This is a genomic window from Bacillus sp. ISL-46, from assembly GCF_018613205.1.
Genome location: NZ_JAGGQR010000011.1, coordinates 84,408 through 103,815, shown reverse-complemented (window position 1 = coordinate 103,815; position 19,408 = coordinate 84,408). Strand labels below are relative to the sequence as shown.

Sequence of the window (19,408 nt, the reverse complement as noted above, 5' to 3'; positions counted from 1 at the left end):
GGGAAAAAAACGATGAAAAAACTATTGTTTTCAACTTTATCCCTAGTAATGGTATTTTTCGCTGGTGGTTGTGGAAAATTCAATCTAGCAGATTCTGCAGAAAGTAAAGGTAAAGAGGAAATCACTATAAGAATTGCCTGGTGGGGCGAACATCCACGACATGATTATACCTTGGAAGTAATAGAATTGTTTGAGAAAAAATATCCAAATATTAATGTTGAGCCTTTATATGCAAATTGGGACGATTATTGGAAACGATTAGCCCCGATGGCAGCGGGTAATCAACTACCTGACATTATTCAAATGGATTTGCTATATCTTAGGACATACAGTGAAAATCACTTGCTTGAAGATTTAACCCCATATATTAATCAAGAAACGATTAAAACAGAAACAATCAGTGAGGGAATTCTCACTGGCGGGAAAATCGGCGGAAATTTGTATGGTTTTCCATTAGGATTAAATGCACCAGCAATCGTCGTGGATCCAAATTTACTTTCTTCAGATGTGGCTAATTATCCGAAAGCTAATTGGACATGGAGCGATTTTGAAGAAATTGTTTTACAAGTTCACAAAGAAAAGCAAATTTATGGTACAAACGGTATGAAATCCCCTGATGTGTTCTTCTCGTATTACTTACGTACTAAAGGAATGAATTTATATAATAATTCTGGAACTGGATTAGGTTATGAGAATGATCAATTGTTTATTGATTATTTCAAGATGCAATTAAGACTACTGGAAAATGGTGCGTTTCCAAGAACGGATGTTACAGAACAGATAAAAGCAATAGAGGATGAGTTATTAGTAAAGCAACAATCACCGATGCAATGGGTATATTCCAACCAATATTTTGGCTTTTTGGAAGCAACAAACCGTCAGCTAGATCTTATTCCTCCTCCAGGTCCAGGACAAGAGTTGGGGCTTACCGTGAAGCCTAGTATGCTTTTTTCAATGTCAGATAGTTCAAAGCATAAAGAGGCGGCTGCTAAATTTATTAATTTCTTTATAAATGATATTCAAGCAAATAGACTAATAAAAGGTGAAAGAGGAGTTCCCATTTCTACGCATGTAATAGAAAAAATAGAAAATGATTTAACAGATATCCAGAAAAAGGTATTCGACTATGTAAATAATGTAAGAAATACAAACCAAAATGTTGAAAAAGCAGATCCCCTTGGCAGTATAGAGGTAGTGAAAATATTACAAGATGTTTCGGAACGAATATTGTTTAAAAAAATTTCACCTGAAGAAGGGGCGCAAATATTTAGAACAGAAGCTAACAAAATCCTTTCAAACAAAAACTAACCTATCCACCAAGATGAAAGCTCCCTTGAACCATGCACTGATCAGCATGGTTCAAGGGAGCTTTTCTATTTCTAATTAAATGTCTGATTTTTAAACAAACAAAGCGGAAAATTGGATTCAGACTATTTTGATTTCATTGCATAATTAGAAATGTAAACACTTACATAAAAGTGTGAAAAAAGAAGGGGGAAGTAATAAATGAAGAAATTTTTAGTGTTATTGTTTACTTTTGTTATGGTTTTTTCATTAGCAGCATGTAACAGCAGTAGTACATCAAGCGGTGAAGAATCTAAACCTAAAGAAGACAAAAAAGATGAACAAGTAACTCTTCGCATAGCATGGTGGGGCTCTCAACCGCGACATGATTATACTCTTGAAATTATTAAAATGTATGAAGAAAAAAATCCTAATGTAAAGATTGAAGCAGAATATGCAGCCTGGGATGACTACTGGAAGAAGCTAGCTCCACAAGCAGCAGCAAATGAGCTTCCAGATATTATTCAAATGGACTTATCATACTTTTCACAGTATGCCCAAAATAATCAAATTGCTGATTTAACTCCATATTTGGATAAACAAATCAATACAAAAGATATTAGTGAAAACATCATTGATGGCGGTAAACTTGGCGACAAGCTATATGGTATTAACGCTGGTGTAAACGTTGTTGGTTTCCATCATGATCCAGCAATACTTAAAAAAGCTGGTGTAGATTCTATACCTGAAAATTGGACTTGGGACGATTACAAAGAAATCGCAGCAAAAGCAAAAGACGCTGGCCTATTTATGGATACTAGTATGAAGGCTGATGTATTTTTCAACTACTATTTAAGAACAGAAGGTAAGTCATTATATAGCAAAGATGGAGCATCTCTAGGATATAAGGATGACAAGTTGTTCATCGATTTCTTTAATATGCGTTCTGATTTGATTAAGGACAAAGCAGTTCCAACTCCTGATTATTTAGCACAACTTAAAGGAATTGAAGATGATCCTGTTGTTACACAAAAGGCAATTGGTATCTGGCAATGGTCAAACCAGTTTGTTGGATTACAACAAGTTGCAAATAGAGAACTAGCTATCGCTCCAATGCCTGGTCCTGACAGCAAAGCTGGTTTATATTTAAAACCTAGTATGTTCTGGTCAGTTGGAAATAATTCGAAAAATAAAGAAGAAGCTGCAAAATTTATTGACTTCATGATCAATGATATCGAAGCTAACAAATTAAATCTAGGCGATCGTGGTGTTCCTGGTTCTTCAACTGTAAAAGAAGCATTAAAGCCGTTGCTTTCACCAGCACAAGTTCAGGTATTTGATTATGTGGATTGGACAGAAGGAAACAGCTCAGCATTCGATGGTCCAGACCCAGTTGGTGCCGGACAAGTGATTGAAACGCTTGACAGTTTAGCTGAACAAATGGCTTATGGAAATATATCAGTGAAAGATGCTGCAAAACAGTTTAGACAACAAGCTGAAAGTGTCTTAGCACAAAACAAAAAATAATTTCCACTTCGATAGCTGATCACTTTTTTAGATCAGCTATCGTCCTTCATCTTAGGAAATGAATCCAAAGCATAAGGAGATGAATGAATGAGTACACGTGTGATAAAGGAAAATATAAGAGCAGATATTACGATCCGCCCTGTTACCAAACGAAGCCGTGCCATCAAGGAAAACTTGACCGGATATGCGTTTATCAGTCCGTTTATTATTGGATTCCTTGCATTTACGTTAATTCCTATACTAGCATCTTTATATTTATCATTTACAAACTATAATCTATTTGCACCACCGACATGGATAGGATTTGATAACTACTTAAAAATGTTTACAGCGGACCCTCGCTATTGGCAATCATTAAAAGTTACACTCATCTATGTGGCTGCTGGGGTTCCTTTAAGACTCGCCTTCGCATTATTAATTGCCTTGATGTTAAATACAGCATCGAAAGCTGTTGGACTGTATCGCTCATTGTTCTATTTACCTTCACTTATCGGCGGCAGCGTTGCCGTTGCGATTATGTGGCGTAATGTTTTTGGTGATTTAGGTATTGTCAATATATTACTAGATACACTTGGGATCCCAATCGTTAAATGGTTTGGTAACCCGACTGCAGCGTTATGGATGCTCATCTTCTTGTCAGTATGGCAATTTGGTTCTTCGATGCTGATCTTCTTAGCTGGATTAAAAGGTATTCCAAAAAGTTATTATGAAGCAGCTAGCGTTGACGGAGCAAATGGAATACAGCAATTCTTCAAAATCACTCTTCCAATGCTAAGCCCAGTTATTCTATTCAATACGGTAATGCAAACTATTGCTGCATTTATGACATTTGTACCAGCGTTTATTATCTCTAAAGGTACAGGAGGCCCGTTAGACGGAACCCTTCTTTATTCATTATATTTATTCATCCAAGGTTTTGAGTTCTTTAATATGGGTTATGCTTCAGCAATGGCATGGATCATGCTTATTATCGTAGGAATATTAACAGTTATTATTTTTACAACATCAAAATACTGGGTTCACTATGAATCGGAAGGGGGCAAATAACAATGGCATCGAAGTTAAGATCACCAAGATGGTGGATATATCACATACTAGTGGGCGGTTTTGCATTATTAATGCTTTATCCTGTTATTTGGCTCCTAATGAGCTCATTTAAACCAAGTGACACGATTTTTATTACGGCAAAGTCACTAATTCCTGAAACTTGGATTTGGACAAACTTTGCAGAAGGTTGGAAAGGGATTGGCGGCAATTCATTTGGGGTGTTCATTAAAAATACAGCAATCCTGGTAGTAATTACCTTAATTGGTCAGGTAATCTCATCTGCTGTTATTGCCTTTGGATTTGCACGATTAGAGTTTAAAGGAAAAGCAATTTGGTTTGGAATCATGATGGTTACCTTAATGCTTCCACATGATGTGGTAATGGTACCGCAATATATCATTTTCTCAAAGCTTGGATGGCTTAACTCCATTAAACCACTTGCGATACCAGCATATTTTGGACATCCGTTCTTTATCTTCTTATTAGTTCAATTTATACGAACCATTCCAAGAGAACTAGATGAAGCAGCAATTATTGATGGCTGTGGTACCTTCAAGATCTTCTCGAAGATTATTTTGCCGTTGATACGACCAGCTTTAGCAACATCTGCGATTTTCTCATTCTATTGGACTTGGGAATCCCTATTAGGACCTGTACTATATTTAAATAGCCCATCAAAGTATACAGTTTCCATGGCTTTAAATATGTTCCTAAGTAATGAAACGGTATCTAACTGGGGCGCAATGTTTGCCATGTCTGTGGTTACCTTGATTCCTGTATTCGTTATTTTCTTCCTCTTCCAACGTCATGTTGTAGAAGGTATAAGTACCAGCGGATTGAAAGGGTAATATGTTGTTCAAAGGTATGATAATTAAAATACCAGACTATCTTAAACCTTTGCCACTTCGTACATGATTTAGATCTTAATCAGAAGTGGCAAAGACTATATCATATTGGAATTAAGGTTTTCAATGGAGTAAGGGGGATTATGAATGGAAACTTCTACTTTTATGGGCGGTTTTTATAAGTTGCTTGAATGGATATCAAGACTAGCGTTCTTAAACATACTATGGATTTCTTTTTCACTTCTAGGTCTGGTCATCTTCGGTTTTTTTCCTGCAACGGTGGCAATGTTCTCGGTTGTCCGAAAATGGATGCTGGGAAAAGAGGATGTTTCTATCTTTAAGACATTTTGGACTGCATATAAACGGGAGTTTTTAAAGAGTAATCTTCTCGGCTTAATGATTTTTGCCATTGGAATTGTTTTGTACATAGATTTTCAGTTCATCCAAAATGCTGCCAATAGTTTCGTATCTATTCTTTATGTCCCATTTTTTATCATCACGTTCATTTTTATTTCAATGCTGTTTTATATCATTCCAATTTTTGTGCATTATGATATGAATATTAGTCAGGTAATTAAAAACTCCTTTTTTGTAATGATTATGAATCCACTCTCTACCTTTTATATGCTGATAGGCAGCTTTGGTATATGTTTTGCACTTTCCTATGCGCCGCCAATATGTATCCTATATAGCGGAAATCTATTAGCCCTATTTATTATGAAACCCGCAACTAATGCCTTCGAAAAAATTAATCAAAAATCTAAGTTAGTACTCAATTAAATAATAAATATTTGGGAGAGATAGTGGAGGGAATTTACTATCTCTCCCTTTCAACATTTTACAATTCTTGAGGAGGAAACAAACATGAACTCGTTTATCCATGAAGATTTTTTATTGAAGTAATTAAAGAGAATGCAGACATACACACAAAGGTTTTACTTTCTTTTCGTCCAGACAAAGCGTTAAATATCAATCTGCCAACCTTCAAAGAGTATATTGATAAGCTGTCCGAAGTTACAAATACCAGCATTACTACATATGAAGACTTACTAAAATCACTCGATATGAGGATAAATGTATTTCATGAGGCCGGAAGTCGTATATCTGATCATGCCTTCAAAACACTGCCATTTGAAGAAACTACGTTAGATGAAGTATCGATCATTTTTTCAAAGGGAATGAAAGGTGAAATGATATCAAAAGTCGGAAACAGGAATACAATCAAAGAGGCTCTTATAGATCATACACAATAAGGGGAGATTTAAGGTGAAAATTGGATTTATTGGTACGGGTTGGTTCACAAATATGCATTCAAATATTTTAGGCGAAATGAACGGAATAGAGGTTACGGCATTTTGTGGAACAAGTATTGAAAAAGCAGAAGCCGAAGCAAGAAAATGGTCCAATGCCCTGGCTATGCAAACGTAGAGCAAATGTTAGATAAACAAAAACTAGATGCCGTCTATATATGTGTACCGCCAATGGGCCATGGTTCCATTGAACATGGGTGCTAGAAAGAAGGATCCCTTTTTTGTGGGGAAGCCGCTTGGAATACATGATGAGCCATATGAAATTACCAGAAAGATAGAAGAGCAGGGTCTTATTACTTCTGTAGGCTACCACTGGCGTTATAAAGACATCACTAACAAGGCATTATCCCTTCTTCAGGAGCGTCAAGTGGGCATGGCTCTTGGTTATTGGATGGGGAATATGCCGATGGTCCCTTGGTGGAGAGACGTGAAAAAGTCAGGCGGACAATTTATGGAACAGACTACACATATTGTCGATCTTTTACGTTTTCTCTGTGGTGAGATAAAGGAAGTCTATGCTGCTTATAGCAGCAGGACGATGGCGGAAAAAGTTGAGGGGACAACGGTTTCTGATGTAGGAAGTGTAATCTTAAAGCTAAACAATGGCATCGTTGCGAATATTTAAAATACCTGTATTCTCCCTGATTCAAACAAGGTTGGGCTTGAAGTTTATACGGATAGAGGAGTAATAGAAATCAATTCCGATCAATTAAGAGTAACTCGTGGTAAGGAGATTATCGAATATACAAGTCAAATGGACCCATACAAAGTAGAAAATAAAATCTTTCTTGATGCCGTCAGAACAGGGGATCCAACTCAAATCTTATCATCCTATAAAGATGCGGTAAAAACACATCGTGTTACGGCTGCAGCTACTCAGTCTGCAAGAACTGGAAAACCAGTTAAGCTGGTCAAGGAGGATGAACAATGAAAGTAGAACATGTCATCATTCATAAAAATGATAATGTTTTAGTAACCATGAGAACGTTTATGGCGGCGTAGTGTCTAAACTGACTAAATCTATTGAGGGACCAGGTAATGACCTCGTTTCTGGGTTTGTTTAATGGTAAAGTAGTCGCTATCCAGCCAACCCCGCACGGAAAAGTTGTCCCAAAATTAAATGCTCAGAATGGTCTGTACACATTTGTTCTACAAGGGATTGAAGAGGGAAGTGAAGTTGAAAAGTACGAAATTATTTCTTCCATTTCCAGAGGAATAAACCCCTATGAGAATTGGCATGAAGTTTTGAAACTTGCAGAATCTGAGGATCTTGAATTTGTTTTTTCAAATACGACAGAAGCTGGCTTAACCTATATAAACGAATCCTATAATATTAATCAATCACCTAAGTCATATCCCGGAAAACTTGCCGCTTTTCTTTACCATAGATTTATAAAAATGAACGGTGACCCTTATACCGGGTTAACAATTATACCATGTGAATTGGTTGAGAATAATGGTGATTTGTTAAAGAGCTTAGTAATAAAGTATTCAAATGCTTGGAATTTAGGGGAAGACTTTATGGTTTGGGTAAACCAACATATTAAATTCTGTAATACATTAGTCGACCGAATTGTACCTGGATATCAGAAGAAAAATATCGATCATTTTCAAGATGTACTTGGGTATGAAGATAATTTAATTGGAGTAGGTGAGCCGTATTCTTTTTGCGATCGAAGGAAATGAAACGATAATGGAAAATATACCATTTCACAAGGCAGGGTTAAACGTTAAATGGGGTGATGTTACCCCATATCGTCAGTTAAAGGTCAGCTTATTAAATGCACCTCATACGTTGTTATTTTCGATTGGTTTTCTATCGGGATTAAATACGGTATTTGAAGTAATGGAGGATAAAAATGTTAGTGAATTTGTAAAGAAGGTCATTTTCGAAGAAATTCTTCCAGTCTTATCATTTGATGCCAAGGAAAAGACTGATTTTGCCCATTCCGTAATCGAACACTTCAGCAACCGATTCGTTGAACATTTTCTTGGTGATATTGGCTTAAATGCAATTAGTAAATTTAAGACAAGGGTATTGCCAATTCTATTAGATTGGATAGAAAGGGACAACCGGATTCCAAGCCTCTTATCTTTTTCAATGGCAGCTTTGTTTCATTATTACCGTCCCACAAGAGTTACCGATGATGAGCATATGATAGGGAATCGAGCTGGCGGGGAATACAAAATCCGTGATTCAAAAGAGGCGGTTTCAGCTTTTTCAGAAGCCTGGGAGGCCTATGATGAGAACCGGTTAGGGCTTGAACAGCTTGTAGGAAAAGTACTTGAAAACGAAGCGTTATGGGGTTTTAATTTGGCTAATATTGCTGGGTTGACTGAAATTATCTTCGGCCATTTAGAAAGTATACTTCAGATTGGGATGTCTGAAAGCTTGTCCAGCTTACTACAGGACCCCATTCCCAAGGTGGATGGCCGATGAAAAGTAAAAAAATACGATTATGGGAGTCTGTAAATTTTGAAGAAAACGGTCCTAGTGAAAACGCGCCAAGTATCCAGCTGTCTTTGCTTGAAGGGGGTGGGCCGCATCCCGTCATCATCATAGCACCCGGAGGAGCTTACGCTTTCCGCGCTCCACATGAGGCATACCCTATAGCCTATTGGCTGAACGACATTGGAATCTCTGCTATTGTTCTAAATTATCGAGTTGCTCCATACAAACATCCCATACCGTTAGAGGATGTAAAGAGGGCTATTAGACTAACAAGATATCATGCGCCAGAGTGGAGATTAGATCCAAATCGTGTTGGAATTCTTGGGTTTTCTGCAGGAGGTCATTTAGCCTCCACTGCAGGAACGCACTTTGACTATGGAAATAAACTGGCCGATGACCCAATTGAATGTTATAGCAGCCGCCCTGATTTAATGGTCTTATGCTACCCCGTTATTACAATGGGAGAACAAACCCATGAGGGAAGTAGGCAAAATTTATTAGGGGAGAATCCAAACGAAGAAATCAAGAGTATTTTATCTAATGAAACTCAAATTACAAAAGAAACTCCGCCAGCATTTCTTTGGCACACGGCCGATGATAATGCGGTAGACGTGGAAAACTGCTTGCTTTTTGCTTCCGGTTTAAGCAAGCATAAAATACCATATGATCTTCATGTATTTGAAAGCGGTCGGCATGGATTAGGTTTAGCTCAGGAGCATCCAGAAGCAAAAGTTTGGCCAAGTCTGTGTGAAGCTTGGTTAAGGAAAAGGGGGTTTTAACAAGTTGAATCAAATGTTCCGATACTCCCGTTATTTAGGGATCCCAAATTATGAAGGTGCTGCTGCTCCTGTAATGTTAGGAACCGAGAAGCAAAAGAGTGGTGGGTCATTTACAAACATTTTAAGGTTTCCGGTTCCAAATACTGTGAAAGCAAGTTGACGATTGACATAATAAATAGATAGCTTGCAGAATGATTAAGTCATATTCTGCAAGCTTTTTTATTTGTTTAGTAGGAACTTAGTCTTTAGGGATGTAGTAAATTCATAAGGAAAACTACCTAATTAATAATAGGAGTAAAATCCTGTTTTTTACAATCACTGTTTATTAAACATTCATAACTGTATTTTTACTATTAAAAAGTCCATTAGGAAGCTAATATACAGTTGAAAACGCTGCCAAAACAGCGGGGAAGGAGCTGAATTTATAGTAAGTAATTAAGTGATAAAAATAGGAAAATAATGTTCAATAGGGGAGGAAAGCAAGCGAATATGAAAAAAAGCAATTCGAGGAAGTTATTTGTTGTTATTCTTAGTATTTTGTTATTAATAACCTCTGTTCCGGCTGCACCAAATCAAGTTTCCGCGGAGGCACCATCCATTTTAAAAAAATTTGATTTTGGAACACCAACAAGCGCCGTGAAAGATGGCTATTTAAAAGTTTCTTCAGACACAGCCTATTCGGCAGAAACCGGTTACGGTTTTGCTGATATCTCCAAGGTAACCTCTACAGATCGATCAACATCAGACCATTTGAATTCAGATTTTATATTAACAACTGAGACTCCCTTTAACGTAGATCTACCAAATGGTGACTATTCGGTCACAGTTATTGCTGGTGATGACACAGAAGTAACCGAAGTGGGTGTTAAGGTGGAAAATATTCAGAAAATTCAAAACACGACAATTCCAACTGGTCAACACATTGAACGGAAGTTTGAGATTGCACTCATTGATGGACAATTCAACTTTGAATTTACAGGAGCTACCCCAAAAATAAACGGAATCATCATTGAGAAAGTTTCAGAAAGAACGGCAGGAGAACTACCAACCGTTTATATTGCAGGTGACTCAACTGTTCAGACTTATGATGAATATTGGAGACCAGAAGCTGGCTGGGGCCAGATGATTCCTCGCTATTTCAGTTCAGATGTAACCTTTAAGAACCAAGCGATTGGCGGTAGAAGTACTAAGTCGTTTATAAATGAAGGCCGTTTAGATAATATTCTTAGAGAAATTAAACCAAAAGACTATTTTCTCATTCAATTTGGCCATAACGATGCAACCGTCAGTTTACCGGACCGTTATGCATCGGTACCAGATTATAAAAATTATCTAAAAACCTATATTAATGGCGCCCGCCAACGAGGTGCAACACCAATTCTTGTTACTCCTGTTGGGAGACGTGACTTTAACACAACAACTGGCAAATTTAATGTCAGCTTTCCAGAATATGTTCAGGGAATGCAAGAAGTAGCAGCAGAAATGAATGTCGACGTAGTCGATTTAAGTGCACGAAGTGTTGCCTATTACGACACCATTGGACCTGAAGGAAGTCTTTCCGTATTTTTACATACAGACCCAGGTGTTTATACTGCATTCCCAAATGGATCCCAGGATAATACACACTTTCAGGAATACGGGGCCATTCAGCTCGCACGTCTAGTATCAGATGAAATTAAAAATCTGAATATTCCACTTTCTCAGTATGTTACCGGTATAGAACCTCCTGCAAATGTTCCAGGCAAACCAACTGACGTGGAAGTAAGCAGCATTAGTAATGCTGGTGCGCTTGTAACTTGGAAATCTATAGATGGAGCTGACATTTACAGGATTTACCGAAAACTCTCCACTGACAGCGAATATAAATCGGTGGGTACCTCTACCATTCCTCAACTTAATATAACAGGAATGGAAGAAGGGAAAACCTACGACGTTTATGTTACTGCGGTTAATGGAAAAGGTGAATCCGAAATATCGGATGTGAAACAATTTACAACGAAAAAAGCAACCTTAAAATTTGACTTTGGAATCGCAGGAAGTCCTGTTGCCGAAGGATTTACTGAGGTTAATCTATCAACTTTATATACACCTCAAAGAGGCTATGGGATTGTAGATGCAACAGGTATGATTGGACGCGACCGCAAAACAGGTGACAATCTTGTTCGAGATTGGCTAGGCTATTTTAACATCGGATGGAAATTTAACGTTGATGTGCCAAACGGACTTTATGCTTTAAAAGTCTATGTTGGCGATTTAACAGGAAGTGCAAGAACCACTCTTGCCGTTGAAGGTCAGGATTATGGCACAATTTCTTCATCTAAAAATAACTATACAACTAAAGTCGTTTCTCAGGTTTCCGTTAAAGATGAACAAATGAATTTTAGTTTCGGGGGGCAAACAGGGATTGTTAACGCTGTTGAAATAACCCCAATATTGATTGCTCCGTCAAATCTTAAAGTGGATGACAAATCATTAAATGCTGAAAATCCATATGTTACTCTATCATGGAAACCAGTTGAGGATGCAGTCAAATATAATGTTTACCGAAAAGTTGCCGGGACAAGTGATTTTATATTGGTTGGCAGCTCCAAAACAACATCCTATACAGATAGTACGGTGGATGTTGGGATGGAATATCAGTATGTTGCTACAACGGTAGATAATACAGATGTGGAAACAGATCCTTCACTTCCGTTAAAAGTGGTAATGGTGGATCCATCAAAGCCAGTTCCAGCTAAACCAGGTAACCTACAGGTTGGTGAAGTAAATAAGAATGACCTTACGATTAGCTGGGATCAGGTAGAAGGAGCTATTACGTATAATGTGTACCGTTCGAAAAAGGCGAATGGAACATTTGAATTTATTGGTAAAACGAAAACTATATCTTACAAAGATGAAACTGTTTTAACAACGATTCCTTATTTTTATAAGGTTTCAGCTGTTAATGCAGGTGGAATTTCAGAGCTATCCGATAGCCTAAAAACACCAGCTGTAACTAAATTAAAAAGACAAATGGAAGACATTGACCGTGCTCCCGTTGCCATGAAAACGGAAGAAGGCGTTTTTGTCAGCTGGAGAATGCTCGGAACCGATCCTGAGGGTGTTAGCTTTAACGTCTACCGTGACGGTGAAAAGGTTAATTCTAAACCCATTACTACCAGCACCAACTACGTTGATAAAGAAGGAAAATCTAAATCAACTTATGAAGTTCGTGCGGTAATTGACGGAAAAGAAAGAAAATCAAAGGACACTACGAATGTATTAAATCAAAATTACATGGATATTCCGCTTCAAAAACCAGCGGATGGTGTGACACCACTTGGCGATCCATATTCATACCGTGCGAATGATGCAAGTATCGGTGATTTAGATGCTGATGGAAAGTATGAATTGGTGTTAAAGTGGGATCCAACCAATTCCAAGGATAACTCTCAAGCAGGCTATACCGGCAATGTATATGTAGATGCCTATGAAATGGATGGTACTTTAAAATGGCGGATTGATTTGGGTAAAAATATTCGTGCAGGTGCTCACTATTCACCGTTCCTCGTTTATGATTTTGATGGGGATGGAAAAGCAGAGATTGTTTTTAAAACGGCAGATGGCACCACGGACGGGCAGGGAACAGTAATCGGCAAAGCGGATGCAGACCACCGTAACAGCTCAGGTTACGTTCTGCAGGGTGCAGAATACTTAACTGTATTTGAGGGTGAGACTGGAAAAGCACTTACTACAACTGATTACGAACCACCACGAGGTGACGTTGGTGCTTGGGGTGACAGCTATGGTAATCGTGTTGATCGTTTCCTTGCTGCGGTTGCTTATTTAGATGGCGAAACTCCAAGTATAATCATGGCACGTGGATATTATACAAGAACCGTACTTACTGCTTATCAATTTAAAAAAGGAAAATTGACAAAGCAGTGGCTTTTCGATTCCAACGATGAAGAGCATAGAGACTATGCAGGACAAGGTTACCATAACTTAAGTGTTGCTGATATCGATAAGGATGGTAAAGATGAAATCGTTTACGGTCAGGCAGTAATCGATGATGATGGTAAGGGCATATATACAACCGGTTTAGGACATGGGGATGCACAGCATGTGAGTGATCTTGATCCAACAAGACCAGGGCTTGAAGTTTTTGCTGTGCAGGAGCATACAGATAGTCCGTATGGATATGACATGCGCGATGCAGAAACTGGCGAAATTTTATGGGGTGTGAAAACAGGCCAGGATACAGGTCGCGGAGTTGCGGCAGATATTGACCCAAGGTATGAGGGTGCAGAAGCATGGGCAATTTCAGGTGCCTGGAACAGCCAGGTTGGGGGACTCTATAGTGCACAAGGACAAAAAATTTCCGAAAACATTCCTTCTAGTAACTTTGCAATTTGGTGGGATGGAGACTTATCTCGTGAGCTAGTAGACCACAAATGGAATGATACCACGTCAAAAGGTGTTGGAACCATAGACAAATGGGATTATGAAAATAATAAGCTAGTAAATATTCTTACCGCCGAAGGAACGCAATCTAATAACGGTACAAAAGGAAATCCGGTCTTACAGGCTGATTTGTTTGGTGACTGGAGAGAAGAAATCATTTGGAGAACGGATGATAGCAGTGCCTTAAAGGTGTACATGACAACAGAGGAAACAGAAAATAGAATTTACACCTTAATGAATGACCCTCAGTATCGATTATCAATTGCTTGGCAAAACGTCGGCTATAACCAGCCGCCGCATACTAGCTTCTTCCTTGGAACAGGCATGTCGAAGCCTCCTGTACCAAGCATTGATGTAGTAGAAATACCAGATGTGAATGCACCTGAAACCGAACATGAGGTAAGAGGGGAAGTACAGGAAGGCTGGTATCATAATCCGGTCACAGTGAATTTGACTGGATATGACTATCAATCTGGTATTAAAGCAACTTATTTTTCATTAAATGGCTCTGCAGAACAGGAAGGCAATACCGTAAGCATAACAGAGGATGGCCGACAGGTTCTTGAATATTGGAGTGTTGATAAGGCCGGTAACATCGAACCCAAGAAAACCGTTGAAATTAACATAGACAAATCGGCTCCAGATATTACCTTCACAGTGGAGGACGGTACAGAATTCAAAGTGGACACAGTTATGAGTATTACTTGTAAAGCAGCAGACGAGTTATCAGGAGTTGCCTCCTCAACATGTGAGGATGTTTCTATACCTGCCTATGAGCTTGGTTTAGGAAGCCATACATTTAAGGCAGATGCTCAAGACGTTGCTGGCAACAGATTGACTAAATCAGTAACGATTCATGTCGTTGTTGATTTTGATAGTCTAGGAAGACTTACCGGGTTCTTCTTAACAGAAACGAGCGGAGATCGTAATATCTTAGGCTCTTTAACTGCAAAACTTAATTCGGCAAAAGCTTCTGAGGAAAAAGGGAACAAGGGTGCAAGAGATGGTCAACTAAATGCTTATATCAACGAAGTTAAAGCAAAAACGAATAAAGACTTCACAGAAAAACAAGCGCAAATATTAAAACAGTATGCTGAATCATTGATGAAATAAAAATAAAACTGGGTTCCAAAGAACTGATCATTCTTTGGGACCCTGTTTTTTGTTATTAATCATACTACTAATTAGCGAATCACAAGTGGACACCACAGTATAGCACCTCTACTCACTACATCCACGCTCTTAATTGTGAGGATTTATTAAATTCTTATAAGACTACATAGTAACTTTTAACCATGAACATTAAATAAGCAGGCAATTATTGATAGATAAATTTCTACTATTCTAACAACCATGTTTGAAATGGATAGGAATTAAGTCACATATGGCTATAGTTATCGATTAGAGTCTCCAATACACTAAATTATAGAAGCGCTTTCAATTTGTAAAAAAATAAAAAAGGAAAGAAGGTTAGAAAATGAATTCTAATATAATTAAAACACCTTTTCCTCGTTTAATTGCAGGTATTTCTATTGGAAGCTTTGGTTATAATCTTGCTCTCATAACTCCTTTAGCATTCCTGCATACAGTAAAGCTAGCTATGCTTGATCCTGCAAGCGTTACTAAAAACTTTAGTATCCTTGGTTTGATGACTGGCGTAATTGGTATTTTAAGTCAATATATGGCAGGTGTGATAAGCGATAGGACTACATGGAAATTAGGACGCCGGCGCCCTTGGATTTTGTTGGGTTCCATTGGAGGAGCCGTGGCACTTTACGGGGTCGGAGCTGCTAAATCCTTTACGATGGTTCTATTGTTTTGGGCATTAGCGAAAATCACGCTAAGTTTTATGAGAACTGCCTTAACAGCATTAATTCCCGATCAAGTGCCAGCAGCAAACAAGGAAATTCTAATCCATTTAACTTAGGAAAGAGGAATGAAAATTCCCTTTGATAATTCTTTCGATAAGCGAAATACCATGCTATACTAATAAAAGTCACCAACAAAAACATTTTGAGAAGGGTTGTCTTTGGTAAATGTCGAGTAGTATGATAAAAGCTTTTATTAGTCTCTTTTTGGTTTCTGTTTTATGGGGGTGTAATTATCCGGTCAGTTCCTATTTACTGCAAGGATTTTCACCTGTTTTTTTATCAACCGTTCGAATTTGCTTTACCTCACTTTTTTTGATAATCGTAGCCATGATTCATAAAGGAATGAAGCGTCCCACCATTTCAGAGTGGAAATACCTCATTGGTGTTGGAATCTTTGGAACCCTGTTAAATCAAACCTTCTACTTTACGGGTCTCCATCATACAACACCAGCTAACGCCTCATTAATAATTTCCTTGGCACCGATAGCGACAATTTTATTGGAACGAATCATCTTTAAGGTCAAGTTTACCATTAAAAAATCGGCAGGAGCCATTATTAGTTTAATTGGTGTTTTTTCAATTATTGGTGTTGCAAATGGCGGGTTGGGAATCTCATGGGGAGATTTTAACATACTAATCGCCATGCTTTGCCTCTCGATTAGTATATTATTTATCCGAGGTTTATCAAAAACTATGAACACATTTATTATTACGATATACTCAACCGTACTAGGAAGTGTACTAATGATTCCTGCTGCCGGTGTCGAAAACTTTGTGAGCGGCTCTGTCATCAGCCACTCTCTTTTTATGTGGATTTTGTTAATTTTTGCTGGGATCATGGCTCAAGGTATTGCTGGGTTTTGGTGGAATAAAGGCGTAGCTAAAGTTGGTGCAGGTACAGCTTCAATGTTCATGAATATCCAGCCGTTTGTCGCCATCCTAGCCTCTCATTTTATTTTAGGGAATCATATCTTGCTGAATCAAATCATTGGCGGTATTTTGGTATTACTAGGCGTATTTATTGCAAATATGCCATCGGCTAAAACCGTGGTTTCTACTGGGTCAAATAAAGCGGTAATGTAAAGAGTCCTCCCACACTGGAGGATTTTTTTTTGGTCTAAATGACTACATCCGGAGAAATAATAGGATTAATTTTGTTTTTGCCATTGTTTCCGATAAGTAAGGGGCGTGATTTGTTCCCTAGATTTAAATAAATTAATAAAATGGCTGACATTATCAATTCCTACCGAATAAGCAATCTCAGATACAGAGAGGTCTGAGTATTTTAATAACTTCTTAGCATAGGAGATTCGACAATTGATAAGATACTCATTTGGAGTAATTCCTGTATATTTCTTAAATTCTCTTACTAAATGAAATTTACTAATCGCATGTGCTGAAGCTAACTGATCAAGTGAAATCCTCGCGTTAAACCTCTTTTCCAACTCCTTCATGATACTACTTATTGAATCAGGGATGAGCGCCCCAGAGGGGATAGTTGTATTTGCCGCAAAAATAAGCTCCGTTAATAAATCAGTTATTAATTTTGAAGAGATCGGTTCTTTATGAAAATCATGGGTTTGCTGGACATCTAAAAGGTTGCTCATGATTTGAGTAATGTGAGAATTTTCAGGCACTGATACTACTGGAGATTCGTGTCGCTGAAAATAATGATAATGCCCCTGACTCGCTGGACCATTGAAATGCACCCAAATAATATCCCAAAGCTCCTTTTTATCCGTCTCATAGTAATGATAGTTCATGCAATCTATAAAAAAAATCTGATTGGGAAGCAGGGTATATTTTTTATTGTCATAGGTTAAGTAACCCTTACCGCCTCGGGTGAAAACAATTAAATAGGAAGGAAGATGTTCTCTCTCTGTAAAATAGTTAGGCTTTGTTTGGAAGCTGCCTATTTCTTGTACATAAAAAAATGTATTCCTGGCAATCGAGCTGGGGGTGGCCATAATCCTAACGGAATCTTCTGACCAGTCATAGGACGCACGTTCTTTAAAAGTAACCATGCAACATCCTCCTTTAAGCAAGATACTGTTATAAATGAACAAGATAGTTTGATGTTATTTAGAGTGTAAGCGACTACAATCTAATAATAAAGTATTATTTTTGGGAGGGGACCAATTGCAGACACTCGCACCTATTAAACCTATAAAAAAGGGGAGAGTTGGCTTATATACGATAGGACTCCAGGCATACTGGAATCAATTCCCTGGGTTAAAAGAAAGATTAATTGAGTATGGCAGTTTTATTGGGAAAAAGATGTCAGAGCACGGTGAAGTGTTCAATTTTGGTTTAGTAGATTCGGAAAATACGGCGAGGAAGGCAGGAGAGTGGTTTAATGAAAAAAATGTAGATATCGTTTTTTGCCACTCAGGTACTTATTCTACCAGTTCTGCTATTTTACCAGTCCATCAAATTTGTAAAGCCCCAGCGGTTATACTTAACCTCCAGCCAACCGAGCGGATTAATTACGAGCAAACAACAACTGGGGAATGGCTTGCCCATTGTGGGGCCTGCCCGACTCCGGAAATTGCCAACGCCTTTAATCGCAGCGGAATTAAATTCAGAGTGGTCAATGGACTGCTGGGCTTAGATAATACTCCTGCTATTTCAATTACTAATGAAAAGACTGATGACAGAAAAGAAGCAATTGCCGCTTGGAACCAAATCAATGAATGGGTCCGGGCTGCTTCTGTGCCACGAACATTAAGGCATAGCCGATTTGGATTCTTGGGTAATACCTACAGCGGAATGCTTGATATGTATAGTGATTTTACGATGGTCCAAGCGCAAACGGGGGTTCATGTTGAGGTACTGGAAATGTGTGACCTAGACAGGTTGTTAAAGGGAGTAACATCTAGTGAGGTTCAAAGTAAAATGGAGGAAGTCTACCAATTTTTTGAAATAAGCGGTGACTCTCCATCTGATCCAATTGCAAAGATACCGACTCCTGATCAATTGGAGTGGGCTTGCAAAGTCGCAGTTGCTCAAGAAAAGTTGGTGAGGGAATTTGATCTTGACGCCCTTTCCTACTATTATCATGGGGCACCAAATAGTGAATTTGAGAAGCTGCAATCAGGCTTCATTGTTGGCCATTCCTTACTAACTGCTAGAGGGATTCCTTGCTCAGGGGAAGGCGATCTAAAGACAGCAATTGCAATGAAAATCTGCGATATCCTTGGAACTGGTGGTAGTTTTTCAGAAATAGTGGTTGTGGATTATATTGATGAAACGATTCTCCTCGGACACGATGGGCCGTTTCATTTAGCTAATTCTGATGGAAAACCAATCCTTAGGGGGATGGGCTTATATCATGGCAAGCAGGGGACTGGTGTTTCGGTTGAAGCAAAGGTCAAAACTGGACCTGTAACAACCCTGAATGTTACCCAGACAGGAGATGGAAAGCTTAAGTTTATCGTAAGCGAAGGTATTTCAACTAATAGACCAATCATGCGAATTGGCAACACTCAAACTCCTGTGAAGTTTAAGGATCATCCTGATATTTATATGGAAAGATGGTTCAATGAAGCACCGACACATCATTGTGCCATGTCCATCGGCAATAATGCTTCACTATTTAATAAAGTAGGAGAACTATTAAGCTGTAAGTTTGTTACACTATAAAATTTTGGGTAAGGGATGACTCTATAATGTTCGGAGTCATCCTTTTAATTTGTGTTATATGGATCGAATTATTGTTTGATTTTGCTATTGTAAACCTACAAATCCCTCTATACACTAAGTGAATAGTGATAATTAATAATTCGAAATATTACAATAGATCTCACATCTAAAGCCTGTTTTTTGATATAATTAATACTAAACTACTAAT

At 38.2% G+C, this 19,408-nt stretch carries 19 protein-coding genes; 18 read left to right on the top strand and 1 reads right to left on the bottom strand.

Annotated elements, in window-relative coordinates; translation table 11 throughout:
* Positions 1-12: 12 nt before the first annotated feature.
* The 17 genes from J7E67_RS05560 to J7E67_RS05495 all read left to right on the top strand — a co-directional run bounded on the left by J7E67_RS05560 (position 13) and on the right by J7E67_RS05495 (position 16,641).
* Positions 13-1,308 carry an ABC transporter substrate-binding protein gene (locus tag J7E67_RS05560; RefSeq protein ID WP_214731187.1) on the top strand — a complete coding sequence of 432 codons (1,296 nt, stop codon included), beginning with the start codon at positions 13-15 and terminating at the stop codon, positions 1,306-1,308.
* A 198-nt stretch (positions 1,309-1,506) separates the two neighbouring features.
* On the top strand, positions 1,507-2,811 hold the full coding sequence (locus J7E67_RS05555; RefSeq protein ID WP_214716725.1) for an ABC transporter substrate-binding protein: 1,305 nt from the start codon (positions 1,507-1,509) through the stop codon (positions 2,809-2,811).
* Positions 2,812-2,898: 87 nt separating this feature from the next.
* Positions 2,899-3,858: a carbohydrate ABC transporter permease gene (locus J7E67_RS05550; protein WP_214716724.1), complete on the top strand. Its 960-nt coding sequence runs from the start codon at positions 2,899-2,901 to the stop codon at positions 3,856-3,858.
* Positions 3,859-3,860: 2 nt separating this feature from the next.
* Complete coding sequence (locus tag J7E67_RS05545) at positions 3,861-4,706, top strand: carbohydrate ABC transporter permease (protein ID WP_214716723.1); 846 nt, start codon at positions 3,861-3,863, stop codon at positions 4,704-4,706.
* A gap of 144 nt (positions 4,707-4,850) precedes the next feature.
* Positions 4,851-5,483: a YesL family protein gene (locus tag J7E67_RS05540; protein ID WP_214731185.1), complete on the top strand. Its 633-nt coding sequence runs from the start codon at positions 4,851-4,853 to the stop codon at positions 5,481-5,483.
* Between the two features lie 113 nt (positions 5,484-5,596).
* Complete coding sequence (locus J7E67_RS32255; protein ID WP_214731255.1) at positions 5,597-5,956, top strand: glucuronate isomerase; 360 nt, start codon at positions 5,597-5,599, stop codon at positions 5,954-5,956.
* Between the two features lie 13 nt (positions 5,957-5,969).
* Positions 5,970-6,131 (top strand): Gfo/Idh/MocA family oxidoreductase, encoded by a 162-nt coding sequence (locus tag J7E67_RS31085; RefSeq protein WP_251026584.1) that lies wholly within the window; start codon positions 5,970-5,972, stop codon positions 6,129-6,131.
* The gene (locus tag J7E67_RS31775; RefSeq protein WP_308161354.1) at positions 6,101-6,217 is read left to right on the top strand and encodes a hypothetical protein; all 117 of its coding nucleotides are present in this window, start codon (positions 6,101-6,103) and stop codon (positions 6,215-6,217) included. The genes J7E67_RS31085 and J7E67_RS31775 overlap by 31 nt, the downstream gene beginning before the upstream one ends.
* 19 nt (positions 6,218-6,236) lie before the next feature.
* Positions 6,237-6,638 (top strand): Gfo/Idh/MocA family protein, encoded by a 402-nt coding sequence (locus tag J7E67_RS32045; RefSeq protein WP_308161353.1) that lies wholly within the window; start codon positions 6,237-6,239, stop codon positions 6,636-6,638.
* Positions 6,639-6,767: 129 nt separating this feature from the next.
* Positions 6,768-6,944 carry a hypothetical protein gene (locus J7E67_RS31075; RefSeq protein WP_251026583.1) on the top strand — a complete coding sequence of 59 codons (177 nt, stop codon included), beginning with the start codon at positions 6,768-6,770 and terminating at the stop codon, positions 6,942-6,944.
* A 107-nt stretch (positions 6,945-7,051) separates the two neighbouring features.
* Entirely contained in the window at positions 7,052-7,699 is a 648-nt protein-coding gene (locus tag J7E67_RS05525) for a mannitol dehydrogenase family protein (RefSeq protein WP_214731183.1), read from the top strand.
* Positions 7,665-8,453, top strand: coding sequence for a mannitol dehydrogenase family protein (locus J7E67_RS05520; RefSeq protein ID WP_214731181.1), 789 nt, complete (start codon positions 7,665-7,667; stop codon positions 8,451-8,453). Before J7E67_RS05525 ends, J7E67_RS05520 begins: the two co-directional genes overlap by 35 nt.
* On the top strand, positions 8,450-9,244 hold the full coding sequence (locus J7E67_RS05515; RefSeq protein ID WP_214731179.1) for an alpha/beta hydrolase: 795 nt from the start codon (positions 8,450-8,452) through the stop codon (positions 9,242-9,244). The genes J7E67_RS05520 and J7E67_RS05515 overlap by 4 nt, the downstream gene beginning before the upstream one ends.
* Before the next feature lie 4 nt (positions 9,245-9,248).
* On the top strand, positions 9,249-9,404 hold the full coding sequence (locus J7E67_RS05510; protein WP_214731177.1) for a hypothetical protein: 156 nt from the start codon (positions 9,249-9,251) through the stop codon (positions 9,402-9,404).
* A 329-nt stretch (positions 9,405-9,733) separates the two neighbouring features.
* Positions 9,734-14,800, top strand: a complete 5,067-nt coding sequence (locus J7E67_RS31770) for a rhamnogalacturonan lyase family protein (RefSeq protein WP_214731175.1) — start codon at positions 9,734-9,736, stop codon at positions 14,798-14,800.
* A gap of 364 nt (positions 14,801-15,164) precedes the next feature.
* Entirely contained in the window at positions 15,165-15,614 is a 450-nt protein-coding gene (locus tag J7E67_RS05500) for an MFS transporter (protein WP_214731172.1), read from the top strand.
* A 109-nt stretch (positions 15,615-15,723) separates the two neighbouring features.
* Entirely contained in the window at positions 15,724-16,641 is a 918-nt protein-coding gene (locus J7E67_RS05495; RefSeq protein WP_214731171.1) for a DMT family transporter, read from the top strand.
* Between the two features lie 65 nt (positions 16,642-16,706).
* On the opposite strand, the gene J7E67_RS05490 is transcribed toward J7E67_RS05495, so the two are convergent.
* Positions 16,707-17,582 carry a helix-turn-helix transcriptional regulator gene (locus J7E67_RS05490; protein ID WP_214731170.1) on the bottom strand — a complete coding sequence of 292 codons (876 nt, stop codon included), beginning with the start codon at positions 17,580-17,582 and terminating at the stop codon, positions 16,707-16,709.
* A gap of 115 nt (positions 17,583-17,697) precedes the next feature.
* On the opposite strand from J7E67_RS05490, the gene J7E67_RS05485 reads away from it, so the two are divergent.
* Positions 17,698-19,200: an L-fucose/L-arabinose isomerase family protein gene (locus J7E67_RS05485; RefSeq protein ID WP_251026582.1), complete on the top strand. Its 1,503-nt coding sequence runs from the start codon at positions 17,698-17,700 to the stop codon at positions 19,198-19,200.
* Positions 19,201-19,408 lie beyond the last annotated feature (208 nt).